At 62.2% G+C, this 13556-nt stretch carries 17 protein-coding genes; 11 read left to right on the forward strand and 6 right to left on the reverse strand.

The features are described 5' to 3' along the window. The 6 genes from thiO to WI754_RS30125 all read left to right on the forward strand — a co-directional run bounded on the left by thiO (position 1) and on the right by WI754_RS30125 (position 4050). Positions 1 to 1059, forward strand: coding sequence for a glycine oxidase ThiO (thiO, locus tag WI754_RS30100; protein WP_341486338.1), 1059 nt, complete (start codon positions 1 to 3; stop codon positions 1057 to 1059). Beyond that, positions 1056 to 1253 carry a sulfur carrier protein ThiS gene (thiS, locus tag WI754_RS30105; protein WP_341486339.1) on the forward strand — a complete coding sequence of 66 codons (198 nt, stop codon included), beginning with the start codon at positions 1056 to 1058 and terminating at the stop codon, positions 1251 to 1253. Before thiO ends, thiS begins: the two co-directional genes overlap by 4 nt. 2 nt (positions 1254 to 1255) lie before the next feature. Beyond that, the gene (locus WI754_RS30110; RefSeq protein ID WP_341486340.1) at positions 1256 to 2029 is read left to right on the forward strand and encodes a thiazole synthase; all 774 of its coding nucleotides are present in this window, start codon (positions 1256 to 1258) and stop codon (positions 2027 to 2029) included. Next, positions 2026 to 2631: a thiamine phosphate synthase gene (locus WI754_RS30115; protein ID WP_341486341.1), complete on the forward strand. Its 606-nt coding sequence runs from the start codon at positions 2026 to 2028 to the stop codon at positions 2629 to 2631. Before WI754_RS30110 ends, WI754_RS30115 begins: the two co-directional genes overlap by 4 nt. Before the next feature lie 10 nt (positions 2632 to 2641). Then, positions 2642 to 3391, forward strand: a complete 750-nt coding sequence (locus WI754_RS30120; protein WP_341486342.1) for a hydroxymethylpyrimidine/phosphomethylpyrimidine kinase — start codon at positions 2642 to 2644, stop codon at positions 3389 to 3391. 164 nt (positions 3392 to 3555) lie between these two features. Next, positions 3556 to 4050 (forward strand): acyl-CoA thioesterase, encoded by a 495-nt coding sequence (locus WI754_RS30125; RefSeq protein WP_341486343.1) that lies wholly within the window; start codon positions 3556 to 3558, stop codon positions 4048 to 4050. A gap of 14 nt (positions 4051 to 4064) precedes the next feature. Here WI754_RS30125 and WI754_RS30130 read toward each other — a convergent pair whose 3' ends face one another. Both WI754_RS30130 and WI754_RS30135 read right to left on the reverse strand, forming a co-directional pair. After that, positions 4065 to 4598 (reverse strand): DUF992 domain-containing protein, encoded by a 534-nt coding sequence (locus tag WI754_RS30130; RefSeq protein WP_341486344.1) that lies wholly within the window; start codon positions 4596 to 4598, stop codon positions 4065 to 4067. A 230-nt stretch (positions 4599 to 4828) separates the two neighbouring features. Next, positions 4829 to 6166, reverse strand: coding sequence for an aspartate aminotransferase family protein (locus WI754_RS30135; protein ID WP_341486345.1), 1338 nt, complete (start codon positions 6164 to 6166; stop codon positions 4829 to 4831). Positions 6167 to 6307: 141 nt separating this feature from the next. Here WI754_RS30135 and WI754_RS30140 point away from each other — a divergent pair, with 141 nt between their 5' ends. Beyond that, positions 6308 to 6856, forward strand: coding sequence for a cupin domain-containing protein (locus tag WI754_RS30140; protein ID WP_341486612.1), 549 nt, complete (start codon positions 6308 to 6310; stop codon positions 6854 to 6856). A 26-nt stretch (positions 6857 to 6882) separates the two neighbouring features. On the opposite strand, the gene WI754_RS30145 is transcribed toward WI754_RS30140, so the two are convergent. The 3 genes from WI754_RS30145 to WI754_RS30155 form a co-directional block, all read right to left on the reverse strand. Then, the gene (locus WI754_RS30145; protein WP_341486346.1) at positions 6883 to 7482 is read right to left on the reverse strand and encodes a DUF922 domain-containing Zn-dependent protease; all 600 of its coding nucleotides are present in this window, start codon (positions 7480 to 7482) and stop codon (positions 6883 to 6885) included. Positions 7483 to 7589: 107 nt separating this feature from the next. Continuing rightward, on the reverse strand, positions 7590 to 8531 hold the full coding sequence (gene dmeF / locus WI754_RS30150) for a CDF family Co(II)/Ni(II) efflux transporter DmeF (protein ID WP_341486347.1): 942 nt from the start codon (positions 8529 to 8531) through the stop codon (positions 7590 to 7592). Positions 8532 to 8542: 11 nt separating this feature from the next. Next, a complete protein-coding gene (locus WI754_RS30155; protein ID WP_341486348.1) occupies positions 8543 to 8818 on the reverse strand; it encodes a metal/formaldehyde-sensitive transcriptional repressor in 276 nt (91 codons plus the stop codon). Between the two features lie 121 nt (positions 8819 to 8939). Between WI754_RS30155 and WI754_RS30160 the strand changes: the two genes are divergently transcribed. Beyond that, positions 8940 to 9482: a Chromate resistance protein ChrB gene (locus WI754_RS30160; RefSeq protein WP_341486349.1), complete on the forward strand. Its 543-nt coding sequence runs from the start codon at positions 8940 to 8942 to the stop codon at positions 9480 to 9482. A 21-nt stretch (positions 9483 to 9503) separates the two neighbouring features. Further along, positions 9504 to 10718 (forward strand): MFS transporter, encoded by a 1215-nt coding sequence (locus WI754_RS30165; RefSeq protein ID WP_341486350.1) that lies wholly within the window; start codon positions 9504 to 9506, stop codon positions 10716 to 10718. A gap of 45 nt (positions 10719 to 10763) precedes the next feature. Here WI754_RS30165 and WI754_RS30170 read toward each other — a convergent pair whose 3' ends face one another. Then, positions 10764 to 11402 carry a TetR/AcrR family transcriptional regulator gene (locus WI754_RS30170; RefSeq protein ID WP_341486351.1) on the reverse strand — a complete coding sequence of 213 codons (639 nt, stop codon included), beginning with the start codon at positions 11400 to 11402 and terminating at the stop codon, positions 10764 to 10766. Between the two features lie 279 nt (positions 11403 to 11681). On the opposite strand from WI754_RS30170, the gene WI754_RS30175 reads away from it, so the two are divergent. Further along, positions 11682 to 12245, forward strand: coding sequence for a TRAP transporter small permease (locus tag WI754_RS30175; RefSeq protein ID WP_341486352.1), 564 nt, complete (start codon positions 11682 to 11684; stop codon positions 12243 to 12245). A 10-nt stretch (positions 12246 to 12255) separates the two neighbouring features. After that, complete coding sequence (locus WI754_RS30180; RefSeq protein ID WP_341486353.1) at positions 12256 to 13536, forward strand: TRAP transporter large permease subunit; 1281 nt, start codon at positions 12256 to 12258, stop codon at positions 13534 to 13536. Positions 13537 to 13556: the final 20 nt, after the last annotated feature.

A 13556-nucleotide genomic window follows, 5' to 3' on the forward strand; every position in this document is an offset into this window, starting at 1 on the left:
ATGCGCGTGCTGATCAGGGGGGCCGGCGTTGCCGGCCTCACGCTCGCCCACGAGTTGCGGGCAAGAGCGATCCATGTCGAGATCGCAGAGACGGCGGCGCGCGCCGGCGGCGGGGCCTCATGGTTCGCCGGCGGCATGCTGGCGCCGTGGTGCGAAAGGGAAAGTGCGCCTGACACCGTCCTGACGCTCGGGCGCACTGCAGCCGACTGGTGGGACGCCACGCTGCCTGGCCATGTCATTCGCAAAGGCACGCTGGTTGTCGCGCCGCCGCGCGACACCGGCGAGCTTTCCCGCTTCGCGGCCCGCACCTGCGCGTTCGACTGGCTGGATGCGGATGAAATAACGGCGCTTGAACCGGACCTTGCCGGGCGGTTCCGCAAGGCACTGTTTTTCCGGGATGAAGCGCATCTCGATCCGCGACGGGCAATCGCTGCTCTCCACGACAGGCTGCAGGCGATCGGCGTGCGGTTCCATTTCGGAGCGGCGCCGGATTTTCCGGATGCCGGGTTCGACCGTGTCGTCGATTGCACCGGGTCATGCGCCATCGGCCAAGCGGCGAAACTGCGCGGCGTGCGGGGAGAGATGTTGATGCTGGAAACGCCGGAGGTGAGGCTGTCGCGTCCGGTCCGGTTGTTGCATCCACGGATTCCGCTTTACATCGTGCCGCGTGGCGACAGGCGTTTCATGGTCGGGGCAACGATGATCGAGAGTGACGATCCCGGGCCGATCAGCGCCCGGTCGCTGATGGAACTCCTGAATGCGGCCTACGCGCTTCACCCGGCCTTCAGCGAGGCTCGGGTGATCGAAACCGGGGCCGGCGTGCGTCCCGCCTATCCGGACAATCTGCCACGTTTTGAGATTGATGGCAGTACCATCCGCGTCAACGGCTTTTACCGCCACGGATTTCTGCTGGCGCCTTCCATCGCAAGGGAGGTTGCAGCCCACCTCAGCGGCGACTGGCGCGGAGACATCGGGCAGATGCCCGTCGGCGCCGCGTCGGCGCTTCATGTGCCCGAACGCGTGAACGCCATTCCACTTCAGACTGGAGCAAACCGATGAAACTGACCATCAACGGCGAAGACCATCAAACAGACATTTCCGTTCTTTCAGAGCTCCTGGTCTCGCTCGACTACGAAGGCGATTGGCTGGCGACAGCGGTCAACGGCGAACTGGTGCATCGCGAGGACCGCCCGGGCTTCGTCCTTTCCGACCGAGACCGCATCGAAATCCTCTCGCCGATGCAGGGAGGCTGATCATGCCTGAACTCTATGGTACCTCGGTTGCCTCCCGCTTGCTGCTCGGAACCGCGCGTTACCCATCGCCCGCCATCCTCGCCGACGCTGTCCGCGCATCGAAGACCGATATCGTCACCGTCTCTTTGCGCCGCGAAACGGCCGGCAGCCGCACGGGTGGCGCCTTCTTCGAGTTGATCCGCACGCTCGGCGTAAAGGTCTTGCCCAACACCGCCGGCTGCCACACCGTCTCCGAGGCTGTCCTCACGGCGAAAATGGCGCGTGACGTCTTCGCCACCGACTGGATCAAGCTCGAGGTGATCGGCAATCATGACACGCTGCAGCCTGATGTGTTCGCGCTGGTCGAAGCCGCGCGCATCCTGAACGGCGAAGGGTTCAAGGTCTTTCCTTATACGACCGACGATCTGGTCGTGGCGGAGCGGTTGCTGGAAGCAGGGTGCGGGGTACTGATGCCCTGGTGTGCGCCGATCGGTTCGGCCATGGGGCCTTTAAGCCCGCCAGCGCTGCGCAGCATGCGCGCGCATTTTCCAGACACCCCGCTGATCGTCGATGCCGGCATTGGCCGTCCTTCCCATGCTGCCACTGTCATGGAATTCGGCTTTGACGCCGTGCTGCTCAACACCGCCGTCGCCGGCGCCACTGATCCTGCGGCGATGGCGGCGGCTTTCGCCGGAGCGATTGACGCAGGCCGTATTGCGTTCCAGGCGGGCATGCTGGAACCGCGCGACATGGCGGTGCCCTCAACGCCGATCATCGGCAAGGCGGTGTTTTCATGAAGCTCGATCCCTTTTATCTAATCGTCGACAGCGCCGACTGGATCGACCGCCTGGTGCCGCTCGGCGTGAAACTGGTGCAACTGCGCATGAAGGATTGCGCGGAGACGGACCTGCGAGAAGACATCCGCCGCGCGAAAGCGATCTGCGCGGCGCATGGCTGCCAGCTCATCGTCAACGACTACTGGCAACTGGCGATCGACGAAGGTTGCGAATTCGTCCATCTCGGCCAGGAGGATCTTGCCGTGGCCGATCTCGCCGCGATCCGCGCCGGTGGCCTCAAACTCGGGCTCTCGACCCATGACGAGACGGAGCTGGAAACCGCGCTCGCAGCAGCGCCGGACTATGTGGCGCTCGGTCCGGTCTGGCCGACGACCCTGAAGAAGATGAAATGGGCACCGCAGGGTATCGACAGGCTGCGCAACTGGAAGGCACGAATCGGCGAGCTGCCGCTCGTCGCCATCGGCGGGATCAACACCGAGCGTATCGACAGTGTCTTTGCCCATGGCGCCGACAGTGCCGCCGTCGTCACCGACATCACTCTCAATGCGGATCCGGAAGCGCGGACGCGAGAATGGATCGAGCGGACGGCGCAATTTCGATGAAGAGCGAGCGATGAAGAAGAGGCCGCATGTGCTTGTCGTCGCTGGCTCGGATTCCTCGGGCGGCGCCGGCATCGTCCGTGACATCGAGACGCTGGCCGCGTTTGGTGTGAAGGCCTCGGCGGCCGTGACCGCGGTCACGGTCCAGACCCATCGCGGCGTTCAGCATGTCGATGACATTCCGGCAGAGCGTGTCGCCCAGCAGATGCGTGCGGCGCTTACAGCCAACCAAGTCGATGCGATCAAGATCGGTATGCTGGCATCAGCCGCGACGATCACGGCCGTCGCTTCGGTTCTCACGGACCATCCGGATATTCCCGTGGTGCTCGATCCGGTTCTTGCATCCACATCGGGCAGCGTATTGCTCGCCCCGAACGCGAAAGCCTCGTTGCATCGGCTGTTTCGCCAATGCGCGCTCATTACGCCAAACCTGCCGGAGCTTTCGCATCTCACGGCTCCTGCTGGAGGCGCACCGACAGAGGATGCAATCGCTCAGGCACGACGTCTGGTCGCCGCAGGCGTGCAGGCGGTCCTCGTCAAGGGTGGTCATGGCGACGGGCTTCAATCCGTCGATGTGCTCGTTCAGGCGGGCCACGCCGTTCAGTGCTTCGGGGCCCCTCGCCTTGCCGCCTCGATGCGCGGGACCGGCTGCATGCTGGCGAGCGCGATTGCGGCGCGGCTGGCCTCGGGCGACGATCTGGTCACTGCGGTCAGCGACGCCAAGGCCTTTGTTCATGACAGGCTGGCCGAGCGGAACCGTTGATTTCGGGGTAATGCCCACCAGAGCGCGTGCGCCTGGCGCAAACGGCATTTCCGCTCGTTGACGACCTATCCCGCTTTATCAATCTCGCCTACATTGAGCCGCCGGGTTGCAGGCACCGCGTGTTCCGAGTTCGGCGCTGCGGCAAATGGAGTTGGAGGTTGAGCATGGAAGACAGTCACGACACGAGCCAACTCGAGATGGTCGTGCTGATGACGCCCGACATGGCGAATTTCAGCGGCAAGGTCCATGGCGGGGCGCTCCTCAATCTCCTGGACCGGGTCGCCTATTCCTGTGCCTCACGATATTCGCAGGAATATGCGGTGACGTTGTCGGTCGATCAGGTCGTCTTCCGTCAGCCGATCCATGTTGGTGAACTCGTCACCTTTCGCGCTTCGATCAACTATGCCGGACGGACCTCCATGGAAGTCGGCATAAGGGTCGAAGCGGAGAATATCCGGACCGGCGAGCGGCGGCACACCAATTCCTGCTACTTCACGATGGTCGCCGTCGATGCGGAGGGACGCCCGACCAATGTGCCTCCTTATACGCCGGTTAGTGAAATACGAGAACGCCGCCTGCGCGCGGCAGAGACGCGGCGCAGCCTGCGGCGCGAATTCGAAGAACGGTTTCGCGCCGCAGGCTCCACGCATGACGAGTAGCCGCGTTATCCGGCTTAGTTCACGGCCGTCAGGGTTACAGAGGTGCCGCCGGCAGCGAGGTTAAGGCCAAGCTGACCCGTGAGGCTGACGGTCTGGAGGTGTATCGAACCCGACGTGCCGCCGACCAGTATGTTGGCGCCGACACCGGCACCGACCGTCGCTTCGGCGCTCGCACCCTGATAGAGACCGCTCAGCGAGCCCTGATGATACCCTGCTGTCGGCGCAAAGACTGCCCAGATCAGCTTGCTGCGGGTCGTGAAACCGAGATCGACCCCCATCTTCCTGACCGCACCCGTGTAGTGGTCAGTGCGCTCCTCACCGATGCTCGAGTGGAAGACGCAGTCTATGTCCTTCGCAGATCCGAGAACGTAACCGGCACCGCCGCCGACATCGCACTGGAGATAGCCGATCTTGACGCCGCCACGGACATCCGATTCCTGATACGTTGGGACTGGATCGCTGGCCCTCAGATCGGCCGCTCTGGCGGCGGTTGCGCCGGTTATGCCCATTGACGCGGCGAAAAGCATGATCGCGGCAGATTTTTTCATCGTTTTTTCCTTCTAAACCCCAACCGGTGCGGGAGCCGAGCAACTCTCGGTCCATGGCATAACGCATCGTGTCGGGAGAGTGTTCCCATACGCGCTCTTGACGCAGCTGGCGTCGAAGTGTGGACGGACTACACGTTAACAGACCATTCACATTTCAACTGCCAATAGGACTTTTCGAAGGCACGATACCGCAGAGCGACCGGAGGCCGGCCGCGCTGCGGGCGCATCAATCAGGCGGCCCGTTTCAGGGCATCGCCAAGCACGGAGACGATCTCGCCGATCTGCTCCTTCTCGATGATCAGGGGCGGCGAGAAGGCGATGATGTCGCCGGTAACCCTGATCAGCAGGCCCTTCTGGAAGCAATCGACGAAGACATCGTAGGCGCGCGCGCCGACCGCCCCATCCCGGGATGCAAGCTCGATGCCGGCAATCAGGCCAATCGTGCGGATGTCGACGATGTGCGGCAAGCCCTTCAGCGAGTGCATGGCCTCATGCCACGCCGTTTCGAGTTCGGCAGCGCGCGTGAGAAGCCCCTCGTCGCGGTAGATGTCCAGCGTGGCAAGGCCCGCGGCGCACGCTGCCGGGTGACCGGAATAGGTGTAGCCATGGAAAAGCTCGATCTGACCTTCGGGCCCATGCATCAACGCGTCATGTACGGCGCGGCTGGTGAACACGGCCCCCATCGGGATCGCGCCGTTGGTCAAGCCCTTCGCGGTTGTCACGATATCCGGGCGGACACCGAAATAGTCCGTCGCGAAGGCGGCGCCAAGGCGGCCGAAGCCCGTGATGACCTCGTCGAAGATCAGGAGAATGCCGTGGCGGTCGCAGATTGCCCGCAGCCGGTCGAGATAGCCTTTCGGCGGCACGAGCACGCCAGTCGAGCCTGCCACGGGCTCGACGATGCAGGCCGCGATCGTTTCCGCGCCGTGAAGCGCAACCAGGCGCTCGAGATCATCGGCAAGCTCCGCTCCGTGCTCCGGCTGGCCCTTCACATAGGCGTTGCGGGCAAGATCATGGGTGTGGCGCAGATGGTCGGAACCGGCGAGCTGCGGGAAAACGCGGCGATTGTTGACCAGCCCGCCGACCGAAATGCCGCCGAAGCCGACACCGTGATAACCGCGCTCGCGCCCGATCAGACGGGTGCGGGTGCCTTGGCCGATGGCACGCTGGTAGGCGATGGCGATCTTCAACGCCGTATCGACCGATTCCGAGCCGGAGCCCGTGAAGAAAACCCGGTCAAGCCGGTTGCCCGGCCCGCCCGGCGCGATTTCCGCCAGCCGCTCGGCAAAATCGAAAGCAATCGGATGGCCCATCTGGAAGGACGGCGCATAGTCGAGCGTGGTCAATTGACGCTCCACCGCCGCTGCGATCTGGCGGCGTCCGTGGCCGGCGTTGACGCACCATAGCCCGGCGGTGCCATCGAGGATCTTGCGTCCACCGACCGCCGTATAGTGCATCCCCGATGCCGATTCCAAGAGGCGCGGCGCCGCCTTGAATTGCCGGTTGGCGGTGAAAGGCATCCAGTAACTGTCAAGTACCGGGGCGTTTGGCTTGGTGTGCGCGTCCATCGAAATCTCCCTTGCGATGGGCTATTGCCGCCATGATTTAGCCGATCGAACAAGTCCTTTTCTTCATTCGTTCAACCCATTGAATTTATTTGTTCGCCATGTCTATGTTTGCGATATTTCGAACAACAGAAACGGATGCACATGTCAGTCGATATCGGCGGCCGCCTCAGGCACCTGCGGATGATGCGCAATCTTTCCCAGCGCGAGCTGGCAAAACGGGCTGGCGTGACCAACTCGACGATCTCGCTGATCGAATCGAATTCGTCCAATCCGTCGGTTGGCGCGCTGAAGCGGATTCTCGACGGCATTCCGATCGGCCTGGCCGAGTTCTTCGCCTTCGAACCGGAGCGTCCCCGCGAGGCATTCTACCGCTCCGATGAACTGACCGAGATCGGCAAGGGACCGATCTCCTATCGGCAGATCGGCGATAATCTGTTCGGGCGCAGCCTGCAGATTCTCAAGGAGTGTTATCAGCCGGGGTCTGACACCGGAAAGGTTCCGCTCGTTCATGAGGGCGAGGAAGGCGGGATCGTTCTGTCGGGGCGCCTGGAGGTGACTGTGGATGACGAGCGGCGCATTCTCGGACCCGGAGACGCTTATTATTTCGAGAGCCGGCGGCCGCACCGGTTCCGCTGCGTGGGACCGGTCGCATGCGAAGTGATCAGCGCCTGCACGCCGCCGACGTTCTGACACGTCTGCTTTGTGCGACGACGCGTCTAAGGTCCGTTGACCAATGTCAGAATAAGCTGGTGGATATTGCCGCCATTGCTGAGTTCGACGCGGTCGAAGTCCCGGCTTTGCTGCCTTTGAGCCTGTGAGAGCGCGCCAAGGCGCTTGGTCATTTCGGTCTTGATCTTGCGGCAATTGGGGTCGCCGGGAGACGACAGACCGACTGTGGCAGTTTCGATCTTCTTCACCATGTCCTTGATTTGATCGCCGTGAACCAGTTCGTGCTTGTGCACACCGGTGATGAAGGTCTCCCAGCCCTGCCTGGTGGAGGCGGGCAGATGCTCAGCCGGTTTGGGCAAGGTGTAGGTGATGATGAGCTTCGGCTGCGCGGAAACGAGCACGCAAGCATCGCCTTGCGCTTCATATTTCCTGGTCCAGGTCAGCTTGAAATTGGTGTGCGCGATGGCGCGGACCAAGCCGCCAACCTTGGGGCCCCGTTCCCCGATGGAGGCATAGAGCTCCGCGCCGGTTTTCCCGGCGACGGTGTAGGGCTGCACTTTTTCGACGGCCTGCCATTCCGCAAACGCATCCACCGGCAGAAACGCCGTGCAACCCGCCAGCAAACAAACTCGGACATCCAGCTTCACGCGAACCCCTCATAAGACCGTCGTTTCCTCGGCATCATGACTAAAGGAGACGAACACCACGTTCAATCGGGCATATACCGATCCTCGTCTGGCGTTCGGTGCCGGCGCTATCGGGTTTCGACCGTCAGGTGGGCCAGCTCATGCAGTGATGCAAGGCGCAAACGCACGGTCTCGCTATCGACTGGACCCATCACGCTGACAATAGCGGCATGCGCCCCCGGCCCCACTCGCCAGATATGCAGGTCGGTGATACGGGCGTCGCCCCTGCCCTCAACATGCCCGCGCACTTTGGCTTCGAGATGCGCGTCGGTCGTATCGAGCAGAACCGCCGCCGTTTGCCGGATCAGCGACCATGACCAGGTGGCTATCACAATGGCACCGGCGATGCCCACTGCCGGATCCGGCCAGACCCAGCCGAGATAGCGGCCGCTGAGCAGCGCGGCGATCGCCAGCACCGAGGTCAGGGCGTCGGCGATGACATGCACGAACGCCGCCCGCATGTTGTTGTCATGATGGTGTGCGCCATGGCTGTGGTTGTGGTTGTGGTCGTGGCGATGATCGTGACCGGCATTTTGATGGCCGTGCGTGTGTCCGCCGCTTAGCAGCAGCGCGCTGACAATGTTGACCAGCAAGCCGACAACAGCCACCATCGTCGCTTCAAAAAAAGCAACCGGACGCGGATCCAACAGCCGCCCGACGGACTCGACGGCGATACCGAGCGCGATGACACCCAGGATCAGCGCAGAGGCGAAGCCGGCAAGGTCACCCACCTTGCCGGTGCCAAAGCTGAACCGCCGGTCGCGCGCATGTCGTTTGGCAAAGGCATAGGCCCAAGCCGCGATCGCAAGGGCGCCAGCATGCGTTGCCATATGAAAGCCGTCCGCCAGAAGCGCCATTGAATTGAAGATCGAGCCGGCGACGATCTCGCCGACCATCATTGTTGCCGTCAGCGCCACGACCCAAAGGGTCCGCCTGGCATTCGCGTCATGGGAATCGCCAAGGTAGCTGTGTTCGTGTGTGTAAAGGTTGATGTTGCCGTGTCCGGCCATAGCCCTACCTCCTACTTGGCGTAGCGGCGGATCACCGCGATCAGTTCGTCCGTACCTTTCGCGCGGGCTGCGTCGTCGAGGCCGGGATGCGCGACATGCTCCCGCAAATGGTCCTCGATGATCTCGTCCATCAGCCCATTGATCGCCCCGCGCGCGGCAGCGACTTGTTGCAGGACGACCGCACATCCGGTCTCGGCTTCAAGCGCCCGCTCGATTGCCGCCACCTGACCGGCGATGCGCCGGACCCTGGCGACGAGTTGATCTTTGTTGGTCTTTGTATGGCTCATACTATACTCGTATACAGTATAGGCGTGGCGGGAACAAGCCGCGCTCGTCTGACGAGCAGCCAGATTCAGTGAGCCGGTCATTGCAGTAGATATGTTACGACCGTTACGGTAAACTGCCTCCATGGTTACACTCACCTGGCTTCTCCTCACCTACAAGGTGCCGCCCGAACCGGCCGCCAAGCGCATCGCTTTGTGGCGCCGGCTGAAGGGCCTTGGCGCCGTCTACCTGCAGAACGGTGTCTGCCTGCTGCCGAAGAGCGAGGATCACGTTCGGCGGCTCAAGATGCTGGAAAACGACATTGGCGAAATGGGCGGAGACGCCGTTATCCTGGAGACGGTCGCGCTCGATCGCGTGCAAGAGGAAAAGGTCGTCGCGCGTTTCAAGGCCGATCGCGACGAGCAGTATCGCGAGTTCCTTGGGCGCTGCATGGATTTCGAGGCGGAAATTGCCAAGGAGATCGCCATCAACAAGTTCACTTATGCCGAACTCGAAGAGGAAGACATCGACCTGCGGAAACTCCAGGGGTGGCTGGAGAAGATCCGCAAGCTCGATTTCTACGGAGCCGCCCTGGCTGAAGATGCAGCGGCTCGGTTGCGGGGCTGCGAAGAACTGCTCGATGCCTACGCCCGCCGGGTCTTCGACGCTCACGACGAAAACAGATGAAGGAAGACCGGAGGCAATCGAGTGACGATCAATATCTCGGAACCACAGGACGGCCGGAGGTCCATTCCGGTGGGGATTTGGGCGCTCGGTTTCGTATCGATGCTGATGGATATCTCTTCGGAGATGATCCATGCCTTGCTGCCGGTCTATATGGTGGCGGTGCTTGGAACGTCGGCGCTCGCTGTGGGTATCATTGAGGGGATCGCGGAGGCAACCGCTTCGGTCACCAAAGTGTTTTCCGGGGCGCTCAGCGACTGGCTCGGCAAGCGCAAGGTCCTCGCTGTTATCGGCTACGGTCTCGCCGCCCTCACCAAGCCGATCTTTCCGCTCGCCCCGACAGTGGGATGGCTCGTTGCCGCGCGTTTCATCGATCGGGTCGGCAAGGGCATTCGCGGCGCCCCGCGCGATGCGCTCGTCGCCGACATCGCTCCACCGCATCTGCGCGGTGCGAGTTTCGGCCTGCGCCAATCGCTCGATACGATCGGCGCCTTTCTCGGGCCACTTCTCGCCATCGGCCTGATGTGGCTGACGGCAGATCATTTCCAGACAGTGTTCTGGGTCGCCGTCATCCCGGCGTTTCTGGCGGTTGCACTGCTCGTTTTGGCGGTCAAGGAGCCGAAGCCGACGGAGGGATTGCGCAGGGTCCGCATGCCCTTGCACCGCGACGAACTCGGCCGCCTCGGCGCGCGCTACTGGTGGGTCGTCGTTGTCGCAACCGTATTTACCTTGGCGCGCTTCAGCGAGGCCTTTCTTGTGCTGCGTGCTCAGTCGGACGGCCTGCCGTTCATGCTCATTCCAGCCATCCTCGTGGTGATGAATATCGCCTATGCGCTGTCGGCCTATCCGGCAGGAATATTGTCCGACCGCGTGAACCGGGTCGCGATGCTGGCGATCGGAATACTCCTGCTCATTGCGGCGGACGTGCTGCTTGCGCTTGTTCCCGGCATCGTCGGCCTGACCGCCGGTGTCGTGTTCTGGGGCCTTCACATGGGGTTCACGCAGGGCCTGTTCGCGACCCTGGTTGCCGACACCGCGCCGCCGGAACTGCGCGGGACGGGCTTCGGCATGTTCAACCTCGTCACGGGTGCCGCGTTGCTGCTCGCAAGTGTCATCGCCGGCATCCTGTGGGACATGGTGGGGCCACAGGGCACATTCCTGGTTGGCGCCGCTTTCTCACTTCTCGCGCTCATCGGGTTGACGCTTCTGCGCGATCGGTTGCACAGCGCTTCGGGTTAGTCCTTTGCCCCGCTGCTTCATCCGTGCGCCAAACTGGCTGTCGGCTCAGGTCTTCAAATAGCTTATGACGGCGTCGGCGATCAGCGCCTTGTGCCGCTGCGCCGTTTCGGGCACGGACAGATCACGGCGAAAGATCGTCCCGAACGTGTAGCGGTTCGACACCCGGAAGAAACAAAAGGCGCTGATGAGCATGTGAATGTCGATCGGGTCAGCATTGCGGTGGAATACGCCCTGGGCGACACCGCGATCAAGAATCCCGGCGATCGTTTCAATGACGGAGACGTTGAGATCGCGGATTGCCTCGGAGCGCAGCATATGCGCGGCATGGTGGATGTTTTCAATGCTGACCAGGCGGACGAAATCCGGGTTTGCCTCGTCATGGTCGAACGTGGTGGATACCAGCGTTCTTAGCGCCTCCTCCGGCTCCAGGCTGGATAGTTTCAGGTCCTCTTCGAGCGTGCGGATCTTTCGGTAGGAGCGCTCGAGGACGGCGAGATAGAGCGCCTCCTTGCTGTCGAAGTAATAGTAGATCATCCGTTTGGATGTGCGGGTTTTCTCGGCAATGGCGTCCACGCGCGCGCCGGCGAGGCCATGGGTGGCGAACTCCTCCGTGGCAACGATGAGGATATCCTCCTTCGTTCGCTGTGGATCGTTTTTGCGTCCGTTTTCTGATCGCGCCGCCATTCCTTGCCACTTCTCCCCCGCTACATTCCTGATTTTCAACGCGAAAGGCAAAGGGCCAGCGCGCCGCACAACGGCTCCGCTCCGCGTACTGACGAGTCTTATTGAGCTTGTGCACGTCTTTCAAGTTATAGCACTTGACATCCGAACTAGTTAGTACATTTTAAAGACATGCTACGAAAGCTTGGAGGAGTGGCCGTAGCGTCCGCCGTCTCGGTCGGCTGTCCTGACCGATCACGGTCATGACGCCGCAAGACGCGGTGAACCGCTTGGGAGGAGCAAATGGTCCGGGTAATCGAATTCTGTTTTCTGGTGCTGAAAGCCGCGATCGCGCTGCTGCTTGCGGGCATGGTCGTGCTCGTTTTCGGCAATGTCGTCCTGCGTTACGCCTTGAACACTGGCATCACCTATTCTGAAGAGCTGTCGCGTATCTTCTTCGTCTGGCTGACCTTCCTTGGCGCCGTCGTTGCCATGCGCGAGCATGCGCATCTCGGGGTCGATTCCCTGCTGAGGCGGCTGCCGCCGCGCGGTGCGCAAGCCGCTGTCCTCGCGGGCCACGCCCTCATGTTGTGGGCGACATGGCTGATGATCAGCGGAAGCTGGGCGCAGGCGGTGATCAATTTGCACGTCGCAGCACCCGCCACCGGCATCTCCATGGGTGTCTTCTACGGTGCCGGGCTCGCCTTCGGCATTCCCGCGTTCCTGATCATCCTGTGGGACGCCTTTGCCGTCGCCACCGGCCGCATCGATATCGCAACCGCGGAATTCGTGCGCGACAGCGAAGATCAGATCGCGCTCGACGATCACCCGGCGGCGCCGCTTGCGCAGCCGACCGTAAAGCTGTGAGGAGCGCGCGATGACCGTCACGATTTTTCTCGGCGCCTTGCTTGGTCCCATGGCGCTTGGTGTGCCAATTGCCTTCGCGCTGATCATCAGCGGCGTCGCCCTGATGATGTATCTCGGCCTGTTCGACGCCCAGATCGTCGCGCAGAACGTCCTGAACGGCGCCGACAGTTTTCCGCTGATGGCTGTGCCGTTCTTCCTTCTGGCCGGTGAAGTCATGAATACGGGCGGCCTGTCTCGCCGCATTGTCGATCTCGCCATGGCGATGGTCGGCCATATTCGCGGCGGCCTCGGTTTCGTGGCGATCTTCGCTGCCTGCATCCTTTCCAGCCTGTCCGGCTCGGCAGTGGCGGATGCAGCCGCTCTCGGCGCATTGCTTTTCCCGATGATGCTGAAATCGGGCCATGACCCGGCGCGCACGGGTGGCCTCTTGGCTTCGGCCTCGATCATCGGCCCGATCATCCCACCGTCGATCGGTTTCATCCTCTATGGCGTGGTCGGCGGCGTTTCGATTACCAAGCTGTTCCTCGCCGGCATTTTTCCCGGCTTAATGATCGCGGCTGCCCTGTGCGTCACTTGGCTGTTCGTTGCCCGCAAGGAGCAGTTCGCTCTGCCCGCAAAGCAAAGCGGTGCGGTGCGGCTGAAGGCATTCCTCGACAGCATCTGGGCGCTCATGCTGCCGTTGATCATCATTGTCGGGCTGAAGTTCGGCGTCTTCACCCCGACGGAAGCTGGCGTCGTCGCAGCGGTCTACTCTCTCTTTGTCTCGATGGTGATCTACCGCGAACTGCCGCCCGCCAAGGTATTCCACGTTTTCGTGGCGGCGGCGAAGATTACCGCGGTCGTGATGTTCCTGGTCGCCTGCGCTGCCGTTTCCGCCTGGCTGATCACGGTGGCGGACGTGCCCGGCGATCTGGCAAGGCTCGTCGAACCCCTGATGGACAACCAGACGCTCCTGCTGCTCGCGATCATGGGCCTGGTCGTCCTCGTCGGCACCGCCATGGACATGACGCCGACCATCCTCATCATGACGCCGGTGCTGATGCCGATCATCAAACAGGCGGGCATCGATCCGGTCTATTTCGGCGTCATTTTCATCATCAACAATGCGATCGGCCTGATCACGCCGCCGGTCGGCACGGTCCTGAACGTGATCTGCGGTGTCTCCAAACTCAACATGGAAGAGCTGATGAAGGGTGTGATGCCCTTCCTGATCGCCGAACTGATCGTGCTTCTGCTGCTCGTCCTGTTCCCGCAACTGGTGACCGTGCCGGTTTCCTGGCTCGGACACTAAAGCCTGCAAATTCAACCGGC

The organism is Pararhizobium sp. A13 (genome assembly GCF_040126305.1).
In the GTDB taxonomy this organism is placed as follows: domain Bacteria; phylum Pseudomonadota; class Alphaproteobacteria; order Rhizobiales; family Rhizobiaceae; genus Pararhizobium.

What these genes read in the sequence shown, in the direction of transcription:
- thiO (WP_341486338.1), top strand. Translation starts at nt 1, where the DNA reads ATGCGCGTGCTGATCAGGGGGGCCGGCGTTGCCGGCCTCACGCTCGCC.
- thiS (WP_341486339.1), top strand. Translation starts at nt 1,056, where the DNA reads ATGAAACTGACCATCAACGGCGAAGACCATCAAACAGACATTTCCGTT.
- WI754_RS30110 (WP_341486340.1), top strand. Translation starts at nt 1,256, where the DNA reads ATGCCTGAACTCTATGGTACCTCGGTTGCCTCCCGCTTGCTGCTCGGA.
- WI754_RS30115 (WP_341486341.1), top strand. Translation starts at nt 2,026, where the DNA reads ATGAAGCTCGATCCCTTTTATCTAATCGTCGACAGCGCCGACTGGATC.
- WI754_RS30120 (WP_341486342.1), top strand. Translation starts at nt 2,642, where the DNA reads ATGAAGAAGAGGCCGCATGTGCTTGTCGTCGCTGGCTCGGATTCCTCG.
- WI754_RS30125 (WP_341486343.1), top strand. Translation starts at nt 3,556, where the DNA reads ATGGAAGACAGTCACGACACGAGCCAACTCGAGATGGTCGTGCTGATG.
- WI754_RS30130 (WP_341486344.1), bottom strand. Translation starts at nt 4,598, where the DNA reads ATGAAAAAATCTGCCGCGATCATGCTTTTCGCCGCGTCAATGGGCATA.
- WI754_RS30135 (WP_341486345.1), bottom strand. Translation starts at nt 6,166, where the DNA reads ATGGACGCGCACACCAAGCCAAACGCCCCGGTACTTGACAGTTACTGG.
- WI754_RS30140 (WP_341486612.1), top strand. Translation starts at nt 6,308, where the DNA reads ATGTCAGTCGATATCGGCGGCCGCCTCAGGCACCTGCGGATGATGCGC.
- dmeF (WP_341486347.1), bottom strand. Translation starts at nt 8,531, where the DNA reads ATGGCCGGACACGGCAACATCAACCTTTACACACACGAACACAGCTAC.
- WI754_RS30155 (WP_341486348.1), bottom strand. Translation starts at nt 8,818, where the DNA reads ATGAGCCATACAAAGACCAACAAAGATCAACTCGTCGCCAGGGTCCGG.
- WI754_RS30160 (WP_341486349.1), top strand. Translation starts at nt 8,940, where the DNA reads ATGGTTACACTCACCTGGCTTCTCCTCACCTACAAGGTGCCGCCCGAA.
- WI754_RS30170 (WP_341486351.1), bottom strand. Translation starts at nt 11,402, where the DNA reads ATGGCGGCGCGATCAGAAAACGGACGCAAAAACGATCCACAGCGAACG.
- WI754_RS30175 (WP_341486352.1), top strand. Translation starts at nt 11,682, where the DNA reads ATGGTCCGGGTAATCGAATTCTGTTTTCTGGTGCTGAAAGCCGCGATC.
- WI754_RS30180 (WP_341486353.1), top strand. Translation starts at nt 12,256, where the DNA reads ATGACCGTCACGATTTTTCTCGGCGCCTTGCTTGGTCCCATGGCGCTT.